13 protein-coding genes are annotated in these 16,527 nt (G+C 71.1%); 9 read left to right on the top strand and 4 right to left on the bottom strand.

Annotated features, from left to right (window positions below; all coding sequences use genetic code 11):
* The first annotated feature begins 73 nt into the window (after positions 1–73).
* Both ASC82_RS00435 and ASC82_RS00430 read left to right on the top strand, forming a co-directional pair.
* Positions 74–4,666, top strand: a complete 4,593-nt coding sequence (locus ASC82_RS00435) for a ricin-type beta-trefoil lectin domain protein (protein ID WP_347336060.1) — start codon at positions 74–76, stop codon at positions 4,664–4,666.
* Positions 4,659–5,081 (top strand): hypothetical protein, encoded by a 423-nt coding sequence (locus ASC82_RS00430; RefSeq protein WP_056639766.1) that lies wholly within the window; start codon positions 4,659–4,661, stop codon positions 5,079–5,081. Before ASC82_RS00435 ends, ASC82_RS00430 begins: the two co-directional genes overlap by 8 nt.
* A gap of 60 nt (positions 5,082–5,141) precedes the next feature.
* On the opposite strand, the gene ASC82_RS00425 is transcribed toward ASC82_RS00430, so the two are convergent.
* Positions 5,142–5,549 (bottom strand): DUF4259 domain-containing protein, encoded by a 408-nt coding sequence (locus tag ASC82_RS00425; protein WP_056639763.1) that lies wholly within the window; start codon positions 5,547–5,549, stop codon positions 5,142–5,144.
* A 134-nt stretch (positions 5,550–5,683) separates the two neighbouring features.
* Between ASC82_RS00425 and ASC82_RS00420 the strand changes: the two genes are divergently transcribed.
* From ASC82_RS00420 to ASC82_RS29110, 3 genes are all read left to right on the top strand, one after another.
* Positions 5,684–6,676 carry an endonuclease/exonuclease/phosphatase family protein gene (locus ASC82_RS00420; RefSeq protein ID WP_056639759.1) on the top strand — a complete coding sequence of 331 codons (993 nt, stop codon included), beginning with the start codon at positions 5,684–5,686 and terminating at the stop codon, positions 6,674–6,676.
* Between the two features lie 78 nt (positions 6,677–6,754).
* On the top strand, positions 6,755–7,081 hold the full coding sequence (locus tag ASC82_RS00415) for an FKBP-type peptidyl-prolyl cis-trans isomerase (RefSeq protein ID WP_056639757.1): 327 nt from the start codon (positions 6,755–6,757) through the stop codon (positions 7,079–7,081).
* 138 nt (positions 7,082–7,219) lie between these two features.
* Positions 7,220–8,046 (top strand): IS5 family transposase gene (locus ASC82_RS29110; RefSeq protein ID WP_242427499.1). Its coding sequence is split into 2 segments (ribosomal slippage): positions 7,220–7,546 and positions 7,549–8,046, totalling 825 coding nucleotides; the frame shifts between segments, so codons are not numbered across the junction.
* Here ASC82_RS29110 and ASC82_RS00400 read toward each other — a convergent pair.
* From ASC82_RS00400 to ASC82_RS00390, 3 genes are all read right to left on the bottom strand, one after another.
* A complete protein-coding gene (locus tag ASC82_RS00400) occupies positions 8,028–8,480 on the bottom strand; it encodes a DUF5959 family protein (protein ID WP_056639753.1) in 453 nt (150 codons plus the stop codon). The genes ASC82_RS29110 and ASC82_RS00400 overlap by 19 nt on opposite strands.
* A gap of 106 nt (positions 8,481–8,586) precedes the next feature.
* Positions 8,587–9,462, bottom strand: a complete 876-nt coding sequence (locus ASC82_RS00395) for a VCBS repeat-containing protein (protein ID WP_056639751.1) — start codon at positions 9,460–9,462, stop codon at positions 8,587–8,589.
* Positions 9,463–9,570: 108 nt separating this feature from the next.
* Positions 9,571–10,083 (bottom strand): DUF2716 domain-containing protein, encoded by a 513-nt coding sequence (locus ASC82_RS00390; RefSeq protein WP_199862443.1) that lies wholly within the window; start codon positions 10,081–10,083, stop codon positions 9,571–9,573.
* An 85-nt stretch (positions 10,084–10,168) separates the two neighbouring features.
* Here ASC82_RS00390 and ASC82_RS00385 point away from each other — a divergent pair, with 85 nt between their 5' ends.
* The 4 genes from ASC82_RS00385 (at position 10,169) to ASC82_RS00370 (ending at position 16,524) form a co-directional block, all read left to right on the top strand.
* Positions 10,169–12,409, top strand: coding sequence for an acyl-CoA dehydrogenase (locus tag ASC82_RS00385; RefSeq protein ID WP_056639748.1), 2,241 nt, complete (start codon positions 10,169–10,171; stop codon positions 12,407–12,409).
* A 13-nt stretch (positions 12,410–12,422) separates the two neighbouring features.
* Positions 12,423–13,622, top strand: a complete 1,200-nt coding sequence (locus tag ASC82_RS00380) for a lipid-transfer protein (protein WP_056639745.1) — start codon at positions 12,423–12,425, stop codon at positions 13,620–13,622.
* 125 nt (positions 13,623–13,747) lie between these two features.
* Complete coding sequence (locus ASC82_RS00375) at positions 13,748–15,235, top strand: MFS transporter (protein ID WP_107105784.1); 1,488 nt, start codon at positions 13,748–13,750, stop codon at positions 15,233–15,235.
* Complete coding sequence (locus tag ASC82_RS00370) at positions 15,232–16,524, top strand: phospholipase D-like domain-containing protein (RefSeq protein ID WP_056639738.1); 1,293 nt, start codon at positions 15,232–15,234, stop codon at positions 16,522–16,524. Before ASC82_RS00375 ends, ASC82_RS00370 begins: the two co-directional genes overlap by 4 nt.
* The last annotated feature ends 3 nt before the right edge of the window (positions 16,525–16,527 follow it).

Here is a 16,527-nt window from a genome sequence, read left to right as displayed (position 1 = left end):
GATGCCCGCTCACTGTGAACGCCGCCCGGGGCTACCCCCTGCCTGCCCTCGTTCGCTGTGAAGGATGTCCTCCTTGCGGTTCAAACCGGGGTTGTTCACCTCTCGATCACGTACGTCCACCACTCTCACCACCGCCGTCACGTCCGTCGCCGCCCTGGCCGTCCTCGGCGGCGTGGGCGTCCGGCCCGACCTGGCCGGGCCGGACGCCGCGCCCGTCGCCGCGGTGGCCGACTCGTACGACGGCTACGACGCCAAGGCCGCGCAGCAGTTGCGCGAGGACCAGTGCATGGGCACCGAGGCCCTGCGCATGGGCGGGCCCAATCTGCACGCCCTCGCGCAGAATGCCCTCACGCTGCCGCCCGATCAGCTTCACACGAAGCTCGTACGGGACATGTACAACGACAAGACCCCGTTGCACGCGGCCTGGAACGCGGACCGGGCCCTCACGGACCAGTGGCTGGAGAAGGTCCGGAACCAGGGGTACGCGTGGAAGAGCGCCGCCGGCCTCGACTCGTACCCCAACGCGCCGAAGGACCCGGGCGAGATCTTCGACCGGACCGGGCTGCTCCCGTGGCTGTACCAGGGCTACTCGGACCCGCTCAACCTGTTCAACCCCTTCTACGACTCCTCGCCCACGGCCGACGACAAGACGAAGGCCGCCGCGCTCGCGATCGGTGACCCGCTCTACACGAGCGGCGGGACGGCGAAGGAGCAGGAGGCGTGGGCGCTGTGGAAGAAGAACTCCGGGAAGGTCGAGCCCAACCAGCTCTTCGTGCCCCGGGTGTTCGGAGATGACGCCCGCATCTTCCTCGCGTCCGGTGGCTTTCCCCGTACGGCCCCCGAGCCGGACAGCGCGGAGTTCCGGATCGCGGTCGAGGACCTGAAGGCCCGCTTCGGAGCCTGTGGCTGGCACGACCCGATCGACCCGAACAAGGTCCTCGGGAAGCAGGTGGCGCAGGCCGCGGCCGAGTGGCAGCAGGAGATCGCCGGCCAGGCCGCGCAGCGGCAGCAGATCCTCACCGCGGGCAAGGACGCGGGGAAGGCGCTGCAGGACGGCACGTACGCCCTCAGCATGCTCCTCGGCCAGTCGTGGCTCGCCGACTACTACACCCGCTGGCAGGACCACTGGACCCCCGGCGGCGTCGGCTGGATCGGCAACGGCTACACGGTGATCGAGGTGCCGGGCGCGCCGGGCAACTGCCTGGACGTCCAGGGCGGCGGCAAGACCAACGGCACGCCGGTCCAGATCTACACCTGCAACGGCGGCGCCTCGCAGGAATGGTCGCTGGAGGGCGGCGAGGAGGACCTCCACCTCCGTAACACCGGCTCGTTCAAGTGTCTGGACGTGGCCGGGAACGCGTCGGCCAACGGTACGAAGATCCAGATCACGGACTGCTACAGCACCAAGGGCCAGTCGTGGAAGGCCGACGTCCGCGCCCCCTCGACCCTGAAGAGCGTGACCACGGGCAAGTGCCTGGACCTCAGCACGTTCACCAAGAGCACGGACGCGCGGCTGTACGACTGCAAGGGCACCAGCGCGCAGAAGTTCCTGATCAAGCCGAACGGGAAGAAGGGCGCCGGCAGCACCCCCTACCCGGAGAAGGCGCAGTTCGACACGGCGAAGAAGGGCCTCGCCGACGCCCAGGCGGCCGCGAAGACCCACCTGGCCACGGTCAAGGCCCAGCTGGAGAACGCCAAGAAGTCGGTCGTCTCCTCCGACGCGGCCGTGCAGGCGGCCTACGGGATCGCGGACGCCGCCGGCGCCCCGCGGGGCCGTGGTCTCCTGGTCGGCCAGCAGAAGGCGCAGGTCACCAAGGGTGCCGTCGCCGCGCTGACAGCCATGGTCAAGGCCGGTGAGACCGCCGAGGCCGCCACCCGGGCCGCCGCCGCCGACAGCGCGACCATCACGCAGCGCGCCCTCGCGCAGACCGCGCAGGTCAACGCCGAGTTCCGCAAGGAAGCCGCGCACATCGCCGAGTTGCAGGCGAAGGCCGCCGCCGACGGAGCCAAGCTGCACCGCGACAACGCCAAGAAGGACAAGGAGACGGCGGAGGCCAAGCTCGCCTTGGCCCTGAAGGCCGAGGGCGACGCCAAGGCGGCCGCCTCCGATGCGCACGCCAAGCGCCTCGCGGCCGAGGCCGAGGAGGCCAAGGCGAAGGCGGAGAAGGACACCGCCGCCGCCAAGCAGGGCGAGGCGGCCCGGCACAAGCAGACCGCGCAGACCGAAGCGGCCAACGCCCAGCAGGCCAAGGAGAACGCCGAAGCCGCCGAGGCCACAGCCGTCGCGCGGAAGAACGACGCGGTCAAGGCGCGCGACGACGCCAAGGCCAAGCGGGACGACGCCTGGGACGCCGAGCAGAAGGCCGAGGCCGCCCGCGCCAAGGCCGATGCCAAGGACGCCTACGCACGGTCCCTGGACGCCGGCACGGCCGCCGACGCCGCCCGTGTCGCCGCAGACGCGGCGAACCGGCACGCGAACGACGCCGAGGCCGCCGCGGGCCGGGCCCGTACCGCGGCGGACGCCGCGACCGAGGCGGCAGCCGCGGCCGACGCCGCTGCCACCCGCGCCGAGGCGGCCGCCAAGCGGTCCCGCGCGAACGCGGACGCCGCCCAGGCCGCCAAGCTGAAGGCCGACGCCGCGGTGCGGACCGCGACCAGTGCCGCCGCCGATGCCATCGCGGCCTCCGCGCACGCCGCCGAAGAGGCCAAGACCGCCGTCAGGCTCGCGGAGGAGGCCGAGCGGCTCGCCAAGACCGCCAAGGCCGAAGCGGACGCGGCGAGCAAGGAGGCCGCCAAGGCCCTCGCCGCCTCCGTGAAGGCGGCGGGCTTCGCGTACGTCACCGCTCAGGCCGCCGTGGACGCGGGCAAGGCCGCCGTACAGGTCGCCAAGCCCGCCAACGACGCGATCCAGCTCGGCTCGCCCTACGCCGCCACCGACTCGGCCGCCGGCCTGGTCGTGCTGACCGGGCAGGCGTCCAAGACGATCGCCGACCAGCAGAAGGCCGTCGCCGACGCCCACGCGAAGAACGCGCAGTCGGAGGCCGTGGCCGCCAAGAGCATCGCCGACCAGGCGGCCGGCGACGCGAAGATCGCCTACCAGTACGCCGCCAACGCCGCCGGACACGCGGCGACCGCCCGCGGCTACTCCAAGGAGGCCCTCGGCTACGCGGCCGATGCCGCCACGGCCGCCGCGAAGGCCGCGCAGTCCCTGGCCCGCACCGTCGAGTACGACCGCAAGGCCGCCGAGGACGCCGCCGCCGCCGACAAGGCCGCCGGTCGCGCCGAAGGCTACGCCAAGCAGGCCCGCGACTCCGCGGACCAGGCCGCCCTCGACGCCACGGCCGCCCGCGAGGCAGCCGCCGCGGCCGAGCAGTCGGCCAAGGACGCCCGCGCCGCCGCCGACCGCGCCGCCACCGCCGCCACCGAAGCGGAACAGGCCGCCAAGGACGCCGCCGCATACGCCAAGGAGGCCCAGGAAGCGGCCGACAGGGCCGAGAAGGCCGCGAAGGCGCAGCAGATCGGCACCGGAACCGTCGTCGACGAACTCGGCGGCTCCATCGGCAACATGTTCTACGTCGTCGACCGCATCGAGAACATCGGTGAACCGAAGACGATCCGCAAGACGGAGGGCTGCGACGGCTGGATCGACAAGCTCTTCTACACGGGCAACTGCACGATCACGGCGAAGATCACGTACAAGGCGTACCTCGACCTGTACCTGTGTTCCGCGCCGGAGCTGAACCCCTCGAAGGCCACGTGCCCGGCCGACGCGACCAAGTACCTGGGCGAGTACCCGACCAAGGAACTCTCCCAAGAGCTCACGCACACCATCACGATCGCCGAGTACCAGGCGAACATCGACCCGATCGACATCCTCTTCGGCAGCTGGATCAGGTGCGCCCAGAAGATCGCGCCCGGCGGTGAGAACGGAAGCTGGGGCGGTTGCGCCTGGGCTGCCGTGGACGTCGTCACCCTCTTCGCGGGCAAGATCCTCAGGCCCATCGCGGACGCCGTCCTGGCGGTGGACGCCGCCGCGAGGACGGGCATCGCCTTCGCCGACGCCTACAAGGCCCTGCGCGCCGTCGGCCTGAGCGACGAAGTCATCTACAGCATCGGGATCAAGGGGCTCGACGGAGTCGTCAAGACCTGCACCAGGGGCCGGGTGCCGCTCGCCGCACGGGCGGCCGCCGCCAACCCCGTCGACGGCTGCCCGGTGGGCCTGATCGCCTACAACAGCGACGAAATGGGTCGGCTGGCGTACGAGTTCAGGACGGAGTCCGGGTACTTCGGGGCCGACCACAACGTCGCCGTCGCGAAGGTGCCGGGATGGAACGACCCCAAGACCGGTGACTTCGTCATCGCCAACAGCAGCTTCAGCGGACACTCGGAGGTGATGCTCCTGGAGAAGCTGAAGAGCAAGGGATTCGAGACCACCCAGATCACCGCTCTGTACACTGAACGCCAGCCCTGTCCGGATTGCGCCTCGGCCCTGACGGGCGCCCTCAAGCAGGGCACGCCCGTCACCTGGTCCGTCCCGTACCACCCTTCGTTCGCGCGCGAGGCGAAGGGCCTCCTCGCCGAATACGTGAAGCGGGCCGGTGGAGGACGCCTCGCGCGCTCCGCGACGGACGGCGGCCACGCCGAGGAACGAGAAGCGCATGAGTGACCCCGAGTTCGACCTGCCTCCCCGGGCGGCACCCGAAGTCATCGCCGAGTGGAACGACCTGGCCGACAGGGTCTGCCGCGAGCTGGCCCGCGCCGGCCTCCCCGCTCGCAGGGGCGACCTCGACGACGGACCACAGGCCGGACCCGGCGCGGAGGTCCACGTGGATCCCGTCGCCGACGGCGGGGTGTACGTGGACTGGGAGACGGACGCGGAGTTGCGGATCCCCGCCCTCGAACTCTTTGCGAAGGGGATCGACTACGACGATCCGCCTTCCGTCGTGCGCCACCACCGGAACGTTCACGCGTTCATGCGGGACGCCCTGACCGGGATCCTCGCCTCGGCCGGATTCCAGGTCGAGGAACCGGATCCCCACACGCACGGAACCGCGGTGTACGTGCGGGGTCGCCGCCCCTGATCCGCTGGACGGCTCGATGAAACCGAAGCCCCGCCGGGAGAACCCCGGCGGGGCTTCCCGTCATATCTGCGCGAGGACCGCCCGCAGCTTCCGAATGCCCGCCTTCCACTCCTCGCCGTCCGACTCCTCCCACAGCTCCAGGAGCTCCGAGTCGGGGCCGAGTACGCGGTCGAGGGCGGCGACGGCCAGCGGGCGGAGCTCCGCCGGGAGTTCGGGGAGGGGCTGCTTCGGGCCGTACGAGGTGGTGACCGGGTCCCCGCCCGGGCACTGCGCGGCGACCAGCGCGGCCGAGGCGATCGCCTCCACCGCGACGTCCGAGTCCAGGAAGTCGTCGTCGCCGATCGCGGTCACCTCGCGGAAGGCCGCGCGCAGCACCTCCGCCCGCTTCTCCGCCGGGGCCTCGTCCACGCGGTACGAGAAGTCGGCGGCCATGTCGTTGTCGAACGGGCCGATGTCCCAGGTTCCCATGATGTGTTCGTTCCTCTGTTCGCGTTCTGCTCGCCTACTGAGGGGATCGTGACAGGCCCCACTGACAACGGGCCCGGGCGCGGACGGCCGTGCGAGGATGCGCCGTCCGTAACCGATCATGAAAGGACGTGCCCATGCGCGCGTCGTTCAGAGCGCTGCTCGCCGCGCTCTTCTCGATAGGCCTGCTCCTCACTGCCGGGACGGGTCCCGCCCAGGCGGACGAGGTCACCCCGGAGACCGCGAAGCCGGTGCGCTTCATCTCGTACAACGTGTGCGGGGCGAGCTGTCCCCTCGATGTGGGGGCGGGCACGGAGGCGGAGGTGGCCGCGGCCAGGGCCGCGTGGGTGTCCGGGCTGGTCGCGGAGGTCGACACCTGGGACTCCGACCTGGTCATGCTCCAGGAGCTCTGCTACGGGCAGTGGAAGCTGATCCGCGACGCGCTCGCGCCGCAGCGTGCCGGCGAGGACAGCTACGACACCGTGTGGGGCGCGTCGCTGTCGTCCGCCTCCGGATGCGGCCAATGGGACGCGGCCGACCGTCGTTTCGGGCTCGCGATCTTCTCGAAGGGGCAGGGCTCCGTCGTCGCGGGGACGCGGACCGTCACGTTCCTCCCCGAGGTGCCGACCGCCCCGACGGAGGACCGCATCCTCCTGTGCGCCCAGACGAAGCTGGACGGCCGGGTGGCCCGGGCCTGCAACACCCACATCGACTTCCACGACGCGACCACGGCCCTCCAGATCCCGAAGGTCGCGGAGCTCGCCGAGGCGGCCCGGCAGGACGGCGAGGCCGTGGTGCTCGCGGGGGACTTCAACCAGGTGCCCGAGCACGCCGACATGAACGCGCTCTACAACCACGGGACGGGTTCCGCCGGCCGGTTCCAGGAGGTCGACGAGAACGACAAGGCGGAGTTCCAGGGCACCGACTGCCCCCAGGAAGCGGCCCGCTGCCGCAGCGGTGAGGAGACGGCCAGCCCGGCCTGCTCGGACCACACCACCGAGACCGGCAAGATCGACTACGTCTTCCTGAGCTACGAGTGGTTCAAGACCGTGCAGGGAGACGCCCTGCCCTGCACGTCGGGGCAATCCGACCACCACCTCCTGCGCGGCGCGGCGGCCTGGGAGAAGTAGATCGTCGCAGGTGACCGGCCCGGGCGACGTATCGTCGATGGGTACGTATCACCGCTCCCTATCGAGAAGAGGAACCCCATGGGTGTCACGCGTGAGGTCATCAAGGCCGGAGACGGGAAGAACTTTCCCAAGCCCGGGGACACCGTGACGATGCACTACACCGGCACGCTGGAGAACGGGCAGAAGTTCGACTCGTCCCGTGACCGGAACGAGCCGTTCGTCTGCCAGATCGGCATCGGCCAGCTCATCCAGGGCTGGGACGAGGGCGTCCCCGAGATGTCCCTGGGCGAGCGTGCCACGCTGACCATCACCTCCGACTTCGGCTACGGCGACCGGGGCGTCCCGGGCGCCATCCCGCCGAAGGCGACGCTGATCTTCGACGTCGAGCTCATCAAGATCGGCTAGTCGTCCGGACCGGGTCGGGTCCGGGGCTTCGGGCCCCGGCCCGCCAGGCCTCCTGGGCCTCCTGGGCCTTAGAACTCCTAACGAAATGATCTTCGAGGTGGTTGGATCACTCCGGGGCCGTTGATCTGGGGGTGCGGGGTGGCTCGGCGGAAGCCGTGGGATGTCGACGACGAGCTGTGGGCGGTGATCGAGCCACTGCTGCCGAAGGTCGAGCGCCGAGCCCGGCATCCGGGACGCAAGCGGCATCCGGACCGGCTGGTGTTCCAGGGCATCCTGTTCGTCCTGAACACCGGGATCGGCTGGGAACACCTGCCGCAGGAACTCGGCTTCGGCTCGGGCATGACCTGCTGGCGCCGACTGGCCGAGTGGACGGAGGCCGGCGTGTGGCCCCGATTGCACGAGGTCCTCCTGGCCAAGCTCCGCGGCGCGAACGCCCTGGACTTCTCCCGGGCGGCTGTGGACGGCTCTCACATCCGGGCGTTAAAGGGGGATCGAAGACGGGACGAAGTCCTGTCGACCGGGGCAGGACGGGCAGCAAGCACCACCTGATCACCGATGCCACCGGCATCCCGCTCGCCGCCACCTTGACCGGCGGCAACCGCAACGACGTCACCCAGCTGATCCCGCTCCTGCAAGCCGTGCCGCCGGTGCGGGGCAAGCGCGGTCGGCCTCGGCGCCGCCCGGACGTCGTGCTGGCCGACCGCGGTTACGACCACGACAAGTACCGCCGCCTGGTCTGGGATCTCGGTGTGAAACCGCTCATCGCCCGCCGCGGCACGGAGCACGGCTCCGGCCTGGGCACCCAACGCTGGGTTGTCGAGCGCGCGTTCGCCCACCTGCATTGGTTCCGCCGCCTGCGGATCCGCTGGGAGATCCGCGACGACATCCACGAAGCCTTCCTCACCCTCGGATGTGCGCTGATCTGCTGGCGTCGACTTGCTGCCGTTCAGCGGCGCCACTCGTAGGCCATGGATGAAGTCTTCTGGACCTCGCGCGGCCACTCTCGCCGTACCTGCTGCAGCAGCCTGCGCTGGTCGTCGATCCATCCCTCCTCAAGGCAGATCGGCAGGAACATGGACGCACCAGAGCCAGAGATGTCTTCAATCCTCACGGCTGGCGTCTCCTGCTCTTCATCAAGCGCCAGGACACGGATCTCAGGGCTGCGGTTGTCGTCGATCCAGCAGATGTCCTGACCAGCAGCAAGCATGTCCAGGCCCTGGGCCCATCCGTCCAAGTCGTCAGGAAGCAGGGTTAGCTCCAGGCGCCCGTTCCCGAAACCACTCTCGATGAGGACCTCTGCATCAAGAAGGTCGTGCAGCGGAAGTACCCCCGGCATGCGACGGCCCAGCACTCGAACCCGGAAGCTGTTGATGCCGTCTGAGAGATGGATCAGATCCACTACACAACCTCTGCGATGCCGCACTCGTCAACCGTCACGGCCATGGTGCGAGACTCAGCCCCTCCGCCGCCACCACATTGTCCAGCCTTCATTCCGTTAGGAGTTCTTAGAGGAGGTTGTACTCCTTCATGCGGTTGTCCTCGATCTGCACCGGCGCCGTGAACGGCCGCGCCGCGTTACCCGTGCCCGAGTACCGGAGCAGCTCGCCCGTCTTCTTCCGGGCCAGCAGGTCCACCTTGCCGTCGGCGTCGCTGTCGCCGATGGACAGCAGCCGGTCGTAGACGTTCCACCCGCCGCCGATCTTCGTACGGCCCGCGAACGGCGCCTTGTAGTCGCCCGTGCCCTTGTAGAGCCAGAGGACGCCGGCGTTGTCGCGAGCGGTGATGTCGGGCTTGCCGTCACCGGTCAGATCGCCCTGGCCGGCCAGCTCGGTGTACTGGCCCCAGCCGCCGCCGACCCGCGCGCGGGTGGTGAGGCGGCCGTCCGGGTAACCCAGGTAGCTCCACAGCACGCCGGCCCTGTCGAGGCCGATCAGGTCGGCCTCCTTGGCTCCGCCCAGAGTGCCGGGCGAGAGGACCGTGCGGTAGATGTCCCAGCCCCGGCCGACGGTCTTCGCCGACCCCAACTGGCCGTCGAGGAAGGTGTCGAACTCCAGCCGGCCGTTCTTGTAGAGGATCCACTCGCCGTCGTTGGGCCCGCCGTTGTTCTCGTTGTCGGCGGGGATGAGGTCGGCGAGATCCGAGTGATCGCCCGCGTCGGGCCCGGAGATGTCGGGCCCGTCGGTGTAGAGGAGCGGTCCTCGGTGGTACCACTCCCACAGCTCGTGGGTCTGCTTGTGGACGCCGTACAGGTGGAAGGCGGGCGCCACCGCCGGGTCGGCGGCCGGCGCGGCGGCGGCGGAGGCAGCGCCGTTGGCGGTCGCCACCGCGACGGCGGTGGCGACGAGCGCCGCCTTCAGTCCGGGCCTGCGTCGTTCGAACATGATCGGGTTCCCCTTGCGTCTGTTTCGTTCTCACCCTTCCGACCGGCGAAAGCCCTCCAGGGTTGTCCGAAACCGCGCGCCTTTTTTCTCTTCCCGACCGTCAGATCATCAGCACGATCCGCCCGACCTGCGGATCGGCGGGCCGAGGACCTTGTCGATCTCCGCGGACGCCACGGCGAGGAGCTCCTCGCCGAAGAGGCAGAGGGAGCTCTCCCAGGGGTGGCCGAAGGTGCCGAGGAGGAAGTCCTCGGTGAGGTAGATGTAGTAGTCCCCGTCGGGGAACGGGCTCAGCGGCCAGCGTGGTTGTCCGGGGCCGCCGACGTCCTGCGGCGAGAACCGGTACGACGTGTGCTGCCAGTCGAGCGCGAGCAGCGTGCCGCGCGGGCCGACGCAGAGGGCGAGCGCCTCCCGGACCACCTGGACGAGACGGTCCAGGCCCTCGTAGTCGGGGTCGTCGTCCAGCGCGGCGAGGCTCCAAGTGGCCGACGCCGCCGGCTCCTTGATGGCCGGCCAACGCGTCGGGTGCACGCTCGGTCGGAAGGCGAACTGCTCGTAGAAGCGGTCCCAGACACGCCCGTACTCGGCCTCCGGCAGTTCGGTCACGGGGATCTTCTTGCTCATGGCGCGACCCTAACGGCCCCAGGGGGCCGGATCCGACCGGCATCTGACCTTCCGTCAGAATGGAACGTGTTCTAGTCTGCGGCGCATGGGCATCGCCATCACGCACGAACAGCGGGAGCTCGGCCGATCCGTCCGGGGCTGGCTCGCCCGCGCCGTACCGCCCGAAGAGGTCCGCAAGCACCTGGACGTCCCCGACGCCGCCGCCGGACGGCCCGCGTACTGGGACGCCGCCGCCGAGCAGGGGCTCCTCGGGCTCCACCTCCCCGAGGAGTACGACGGCGGGGGCGGCGACCTCGTGGACCTCGCCGTCGTCGTGGAGGAGGCCGCCCGGGCGCTGCTGCCGGGGCCGTACCTCCCCTCGGTGCTCGCCGCCGAGGTCCTCCACCGCGCCGGACAGGGGGAGTTGGCCGCCTCGATCGCGCGCGGCGAGCGCATCGCCGCCGTCGCCCTCGGCGGCACGGGGAGCCTCGCCGCCGTCCGTACCGCGAGCGGCTGGCTCCTCGACGGCGCCGCGCCCCCGGTCCTCGGCGGGGCGCAGGCCGACCTCGTCCTCCTCCGGGCCGCCACCGCCGACGGCTCCGTCTGGCTCGCCGTGGACACCGAAGGGCTCGCCGTCCGCGCCCACGAGAGCGCCGACCCGACCCGGCCCACCGGTGAGATCACCGCCCGGGCCGCCCACGTCCCCGCCGCCCGCGAACTCGACTTCGGTACCGATTCCCATGGAGTCGGTGCCGGCGCCAGTGCCGGTATTGGTGTCGGTGTCGAGACCGGCTCCGGAACCGGTCTCGTACGGGACCTCGCCGCCGTCCTCCTCGCCGCCGACGCCTGCGGAACCGCCGCCCGCGCCGTCGAGACCGCCGCCGAACACGCCCGTACCCGCGAGCAGTTCGGGCGGCCCATCGGACAGTTCCAGGGCGTCAAACACCTCTGTGCCGACATGCTCGTCCGGCTCGAACAGGCCCGCGCCCTCACCTGGGACGCCGCACGCGCCGGCCAGGACGCCGATGAGGGAGTCCGCTCCCTCACGACCGCGCTCGCCGCGGCCACCGCCCTCGACGCCGCCTACACCTGCGCCAAGGACTGCATCCAGATCCTCGGCGGCATCGGCTTCACCTGGGAGCACGACGCCCACCTGCTGCTCCGCCGCGCCGTCGTCGCCCGCCAGCTCCTCGGCTCCGGCGACCTGCACCGGCTCGCCGCCCTGCGGTACGCCGCCGACGGCGTCCGGCGCGGCCTCCGCCTCGACCTGCCGCCCGAGGCCGACGCGTACAGAAGAGAGGCCCGCGAGGCCCTCGCCCCCGCCGTCGGGCTCGACCCGGCCGCCGCCCGGCGCGCCCTCGCACCCACCGGCTACGCGGCCCCGCACCTCCCGGAGCCGTACGGACTCGGCGCCGACCCGCTCCAACAGTTGTCCGTGCAGAGGGAGTTGGACGAGGCCGGGATCGCACTCCCCGGGCTCGGGATCGGCGCCTGGGTCGTGCCCTCCCTCCTCGCCCACGGCACCCCCGAGCAGCAGGAGACCCACCTCGGGCCGACCCTGCGCGGCGAGCGCCTCTGGTGCCAGCTCTTCTCCGAACCCGGCGCCGGCTCCGACCTCGCCTCCCTCCGCACCCGCGCCGAGCGCACCGAGGACGGCGGCTGGCGGATCACCGGACAGAAGGTGTGGACGAGCGCCGCCCAGTGGGCCCACCACGGCATCCTGCTCGCCCGCACCGACCCCACCGCCCCCAAGCACAAGGGGCTGACCTACTTCCTCGTCGACATGCGGAACACCCCCGGCATCGACATCCGGCCGCTCAAGGAGATCACCGGGGACTCCCTCTTCAACGAGGTGTGGTTCGACGACGCGATCCTCCCCGCCGACGCCGTCGTCGGCGAGGTGAACGACGGCTGGCGGGTCGCCCGCAACACCCTCGGCAACGAACGCGTCCACATGGCCGACCAGGTCGCCTTCGACACCGGCCTCGAAGCCCTCATCGAGCAGGCCGCGCAGGCCGACAGCTCCGTCCGCGCCCGGATCGGGGCGCTCCTCGCCGAGGCGCACGCCCTCGCCTGCATCGGCCTGCGCACCACCCTGCTCCAGGTCTCCGGCCTCGAACCGGGCGCGGGCGCCAGCGTCCGCAAGCTCGTCCAGACCCTCCACCAGCAGAAGGTCGCCGAACTCACCCTCGAACTCCTGGGCCCCGAGGGCGCGTTGCGCGAGGGCCCCGGCGAACGGGCGCTGCACGGAATGCTCATGTCCCGCTGCCTCACCATCGCGGGCGGCACCACCCAAGTACAGCTCAATGTCGTCGCCGAGCGCCTGCTCGGCCTACCGAGGGACTGAGGGGGAACAGCTCATGGGCAAGGCATACGTCGTCGGCGTCGGGATGACGAAGTTCGAGAAGCCGGAGAGCCGGGACTGGCAGTACTGGGACATGGCGAAGGAGGCCGGCACGGCCGCCCTCGCCGACGCGGGCGTCCCCTACGCGAGCGTGGAACAGGCCGCCGTCGGCTACTGCTTCCAGCCGTCCACCGCCGGACAGCGGGCCGTGTACGAACTGGGCCTCTCCGGCATCCCCGTCTACAACCTCAACAACAACTGTGCGACCGGCTCCACCGCCCTCATGACCGCCCGCCAGTTCGTCGAGGGCGGCATCGCCGACTGCGTCCTCGCGCTCGGCTTCGAGAAGATGGCCCGGGGCTCGCTCGGCGGGGGCGGCTCGGCGGGCGCCGAGGACTTCAAGACCTCGCCCGTCGCCCGGCATTACGGGATCATGGCCGCCGCCCACGGCTTCGAGATGTCCCCGCCCACCGCGCAGATCTTCGGCAACGCGGCGCGGGAGCACATGGACCGGTACGGGACGACCGAGGTGCAGCTCGCGGCCGTCGGCGCCAAGAACCACCAGCACTCCGCCAACAACCCGAACGCGCAGTTCCAGGACGTCTACACCGTCGACGAGATCCTCGCCGCCAGGACCGTCCACCGGCCGCTCACCAAGCTCCAGTGCTCGCCCACCTCCGACGGCGCGGCGGCGGCCGTCGTCGTCTCCGAGCGGTTCGTCGAGGAACACGGGCTGCGCGGGCGGGCGGTGGAGATCGCCGCCCAGGCGATGACCACCGACACCGACGAGTCCTTCGCCTCGGGCTCCTGCATCGACGCCGTCGGCCGCCCCATGTCCCGGGCCGCCGCGCGCCGGGTGTACGAGCGCTCCGGGCTCGGCATCGAGGACGTCGACGTCATCGAGCTCCACGACTGCTTCTCGATCAACGAACTGCTCACGTACGAGGCGCTCGGCATGTGCGAGGAGGGCGCCTCCGGCAAACTCGTCGAGTCCGGCGCCACCACGTACGGCGGGCGCTGGGTCGTGAACCCGTCCGGCGGCCTGATCTCCAAGGGCCACCCGCTCGGCGCGACGGGCCTCGCGCAGGCGGCGGAGCTGGTGTGGCAACTGCGGGGCGAGGCGGGACCGAGGCAGGTCGTGGGGGCGCGGGTCGGGCTCGCGCACAACATCGGGCTGGGCGGGGCTGCGGTGGTGACACTGCTGCGGAAGGCGTAGGGCGTAGGCCCCGGAGGCGGGGGCGCTTGCGGAGGTCGTAGTGCCCCGGCGGCACGGGGCGCTGCGCAGGCCGTAGGGCGGAATACCCATGTACGGGGCTGAGGCGGTCTGCGACCATGACATTCATGCCGCAGACCGACTCCGCCACGGACACCCCCTCCCCCACCTCCCCGATACGCACGCCCCGCCCGTGGCTGGTCGTCCTGACCGCCTGCGCCGGACAGTTCCTCGTCGTCCTCGACGTCTCCGTCGTGAACGTCGCCCTGCCGTCGATGCGGACCGACCTCGGACTCTCCGCGTTCGGGCTGCAATGGGTCCTCAGCGCGTACTCGATCGCCTTCGCCGGCTTCATGCTGCTCGGCGGCCGGGCCGCCGACCTCTACGGGCGGAAGGCGATGTTCCTGCTCGGGCTCGGGCTCTTCACCGCCGCGTCCGTCGTCGGCGGTCTCGCGCCCGAGGGCCAGTACCTGATCGGCGCGCGCGCCGTGCAGGGCCTCGGCGCCGCCCTCCTCTCGCCCGCCACGCTGACCCTCGTCACCGGCGCCGTCGCGGCCGGACCCGCCCGCACCCGGGCCATCGGCACCTGGACGGCGGTCGGCGCGGCCGGCGGCGCCGCGGGCGGCTTCGTCGGCGGCCTCCTCGTCGACCTGCTCTCCTGGCGCTGGGTCCTCCTCATCAACGTCCCCATCGGCATCCTCGTCCTCGCCGCCGCGCTGCTCTGGCTCCGCGAGGGCCCCACGAGCAGCGGCCGCCGCCTCGACCTGCCGGGCGCCGTCCTCGTCACCGGCGGCCTCGCCACCCTCGCGTACGGCATCGTCCAGACCGAGGAGGCGGGCTGGAGCGACCCGGCCACCCTCCTGACGCTCCTCGGCGGCCTCGCCCTCCTCGCCGTCTTCGTCGCCGTCGAGGCGCGCACGGCGGCCCCGCTGATGCCGCTGAAGATCTTCCGCAACCGGGCCGTGTCCGCGGCCAACGTGGCGATCCTGCTGTGCGGTTCGAGCTCCTTCGGCATGTGGTTCTTCATGACGGTGTACGCGCAGAACGTCCTCGGCTACACCCCGCTCCAGGCGGGCCTCGCCCTCGTCCCCAGCTCCCTCAGCGTCATCCTGGGCTCCAAGCTGGCCCCGCGCCTCATGCCGGCCTTCGGCGCCCGGAACGTCGCCGTGGCCGGCGCGCTCCTCGGGGCCGCGGGCTTCGCCTGGCAGTCGACGCTGACCGCCGACGGCACCTTCCTCGGGACGATCCTCGGCCCCGGCGTCCTGATGATGGTGGGCCTCGGCCTGGCCACCACCCCGCTGGCCACGCTCGCCACCTCGCATGCCGGACCGGGCGACGCGGGCCTCGTCTCCGGCCTCGTCAACACCTCCCGCACGATGGGCGGCGCCCTCGGGCTCTCCGTCCTCTCCACGGTCGCCGCGGCGACGGCGACCGCTCCCACCCCCGTCCCCTTCGAACGAGTCGCGGAACTGGCCTCTTCCCAGGCCTACCTGGTCCCCGGCTACGCGATGGCCTTCCGCGTCTCGGCCGCGGTCCTCGTGGCGGCTTCGGTCCTGATGCTCCTGTGGCTCCCGAAGTCGGCCGCCGGAGCGCGACAGGCCACCATGTCCTCGTGATATCGATCAAGAGCAAGTTCAGAACGTTCGTGACGGCCCTCGCCGTCGGCGCCGCCCTGACGGTCGCGCCGTCGGCGTCGGCCGAGCCGGTCCTCGCGGTGACCACCGGCGCCCTGTTCAACGAGCCGAACAGCACGGACGCCGCCGCCCGGGGACGGATCCTCTTCCACCTCGCCGACCTCGTCGACGGCGCCGAGGCGGGGTCGTCCATCCGGATCTCCCTCTACCTGTTCCAGTCGGGGTACCTGGCGAACAAGCTGGGCGACGCCCACAAGCGGGGCGTCACCGTCCAGGTCGTCGTCGACGACGACAGCAAGTCCGCGGGGCTCGACACCCTGAAGACCCGGCTCGCGGACCCGGCGGGCAGCCCCGACTCCTGGGTGCGTAGCTGCAAGACGGAGGAAGCCTGCCTGGCCCTGGACCCCGGCACCACGGAGACGGACCCGAACGGCACGTACGACAACGTCAACCACAACAAGTTCTTCCTGTTCTCCCGCACCAAGGGCAAGGGCGACACCTACGCCGACAACGTCGTGGTGCAGTCCTCCGGGAACCTCACCTCGCAGGACCTCGACGACTGGTGGAACGACGCGCTGACGGTCGCCGACAACCCGGCCCTGTTCGACGCGTACACCCGGTACTTCACCGACCAGGCCGCCGCCGCGATCGGGCAGACGCCGCAGGTCGCGGACTACGCCCACGACACGCAGGCCGGCAAGGCCAAGGTCTACTTCTTCCCGCGCTCCGGCTCGGACACGGTCGTCAACATCCTCGGGACGGTCGCGCCGGTCGGCACCCCTGACTCCTGCGGCGGCAACTCCCCGGGCTTCGGCACGACCGACGGCCGTACGAAGATCCGCATCGCCCAGGGCCACATCACCCGCACCGACGTGGCCAAGAAGCTGTGGGAACTCGCCAACGCGGGCTGCCAGATCGAGATCGTCTACCGGTCCCTCGACAACTGGAGCGACACGACCGGCAAGGCCATGTCGGAGGTCGCCAACTGGCTGACCAGGCCCGTCACCGGGAAGGGCCGCATCACCCTGCACCAGCTCGACAACGACAAGCGCGGCGGCTCCGACTCCCACACCAAGTACCTGCTCGTCGAGGGCACGTACTACGGCGGCGTCAACAAGAAGATCGTCTTCACCGGCAGCCACACCTACACGGTGACGGCGCTCCGGTACAACGACGAGACGCTCCTCAAGTACGAGGACGCGACGGTCTTCGACGCGTACGTCCGGAACTTCGAGGCGCAGCGGACGGCGTCGCTCACCGAAGGCCTCTAGGAC

Source organism: Streptomyces sp. Root431 (assembly GCF_001426585.1).
Taxonomy (GTDB): domain Bacteria; phylum Actinomycetota; class Actinomycetes; order Streptomycetales; family Streptomycetaceae; genus Streptomyces; species Streptomyces stackebrandtii.
Note: the sequence above shows the minus strand (reverse complement) of the source record. Positions and strands in the feature narration are given on the sequence as shown.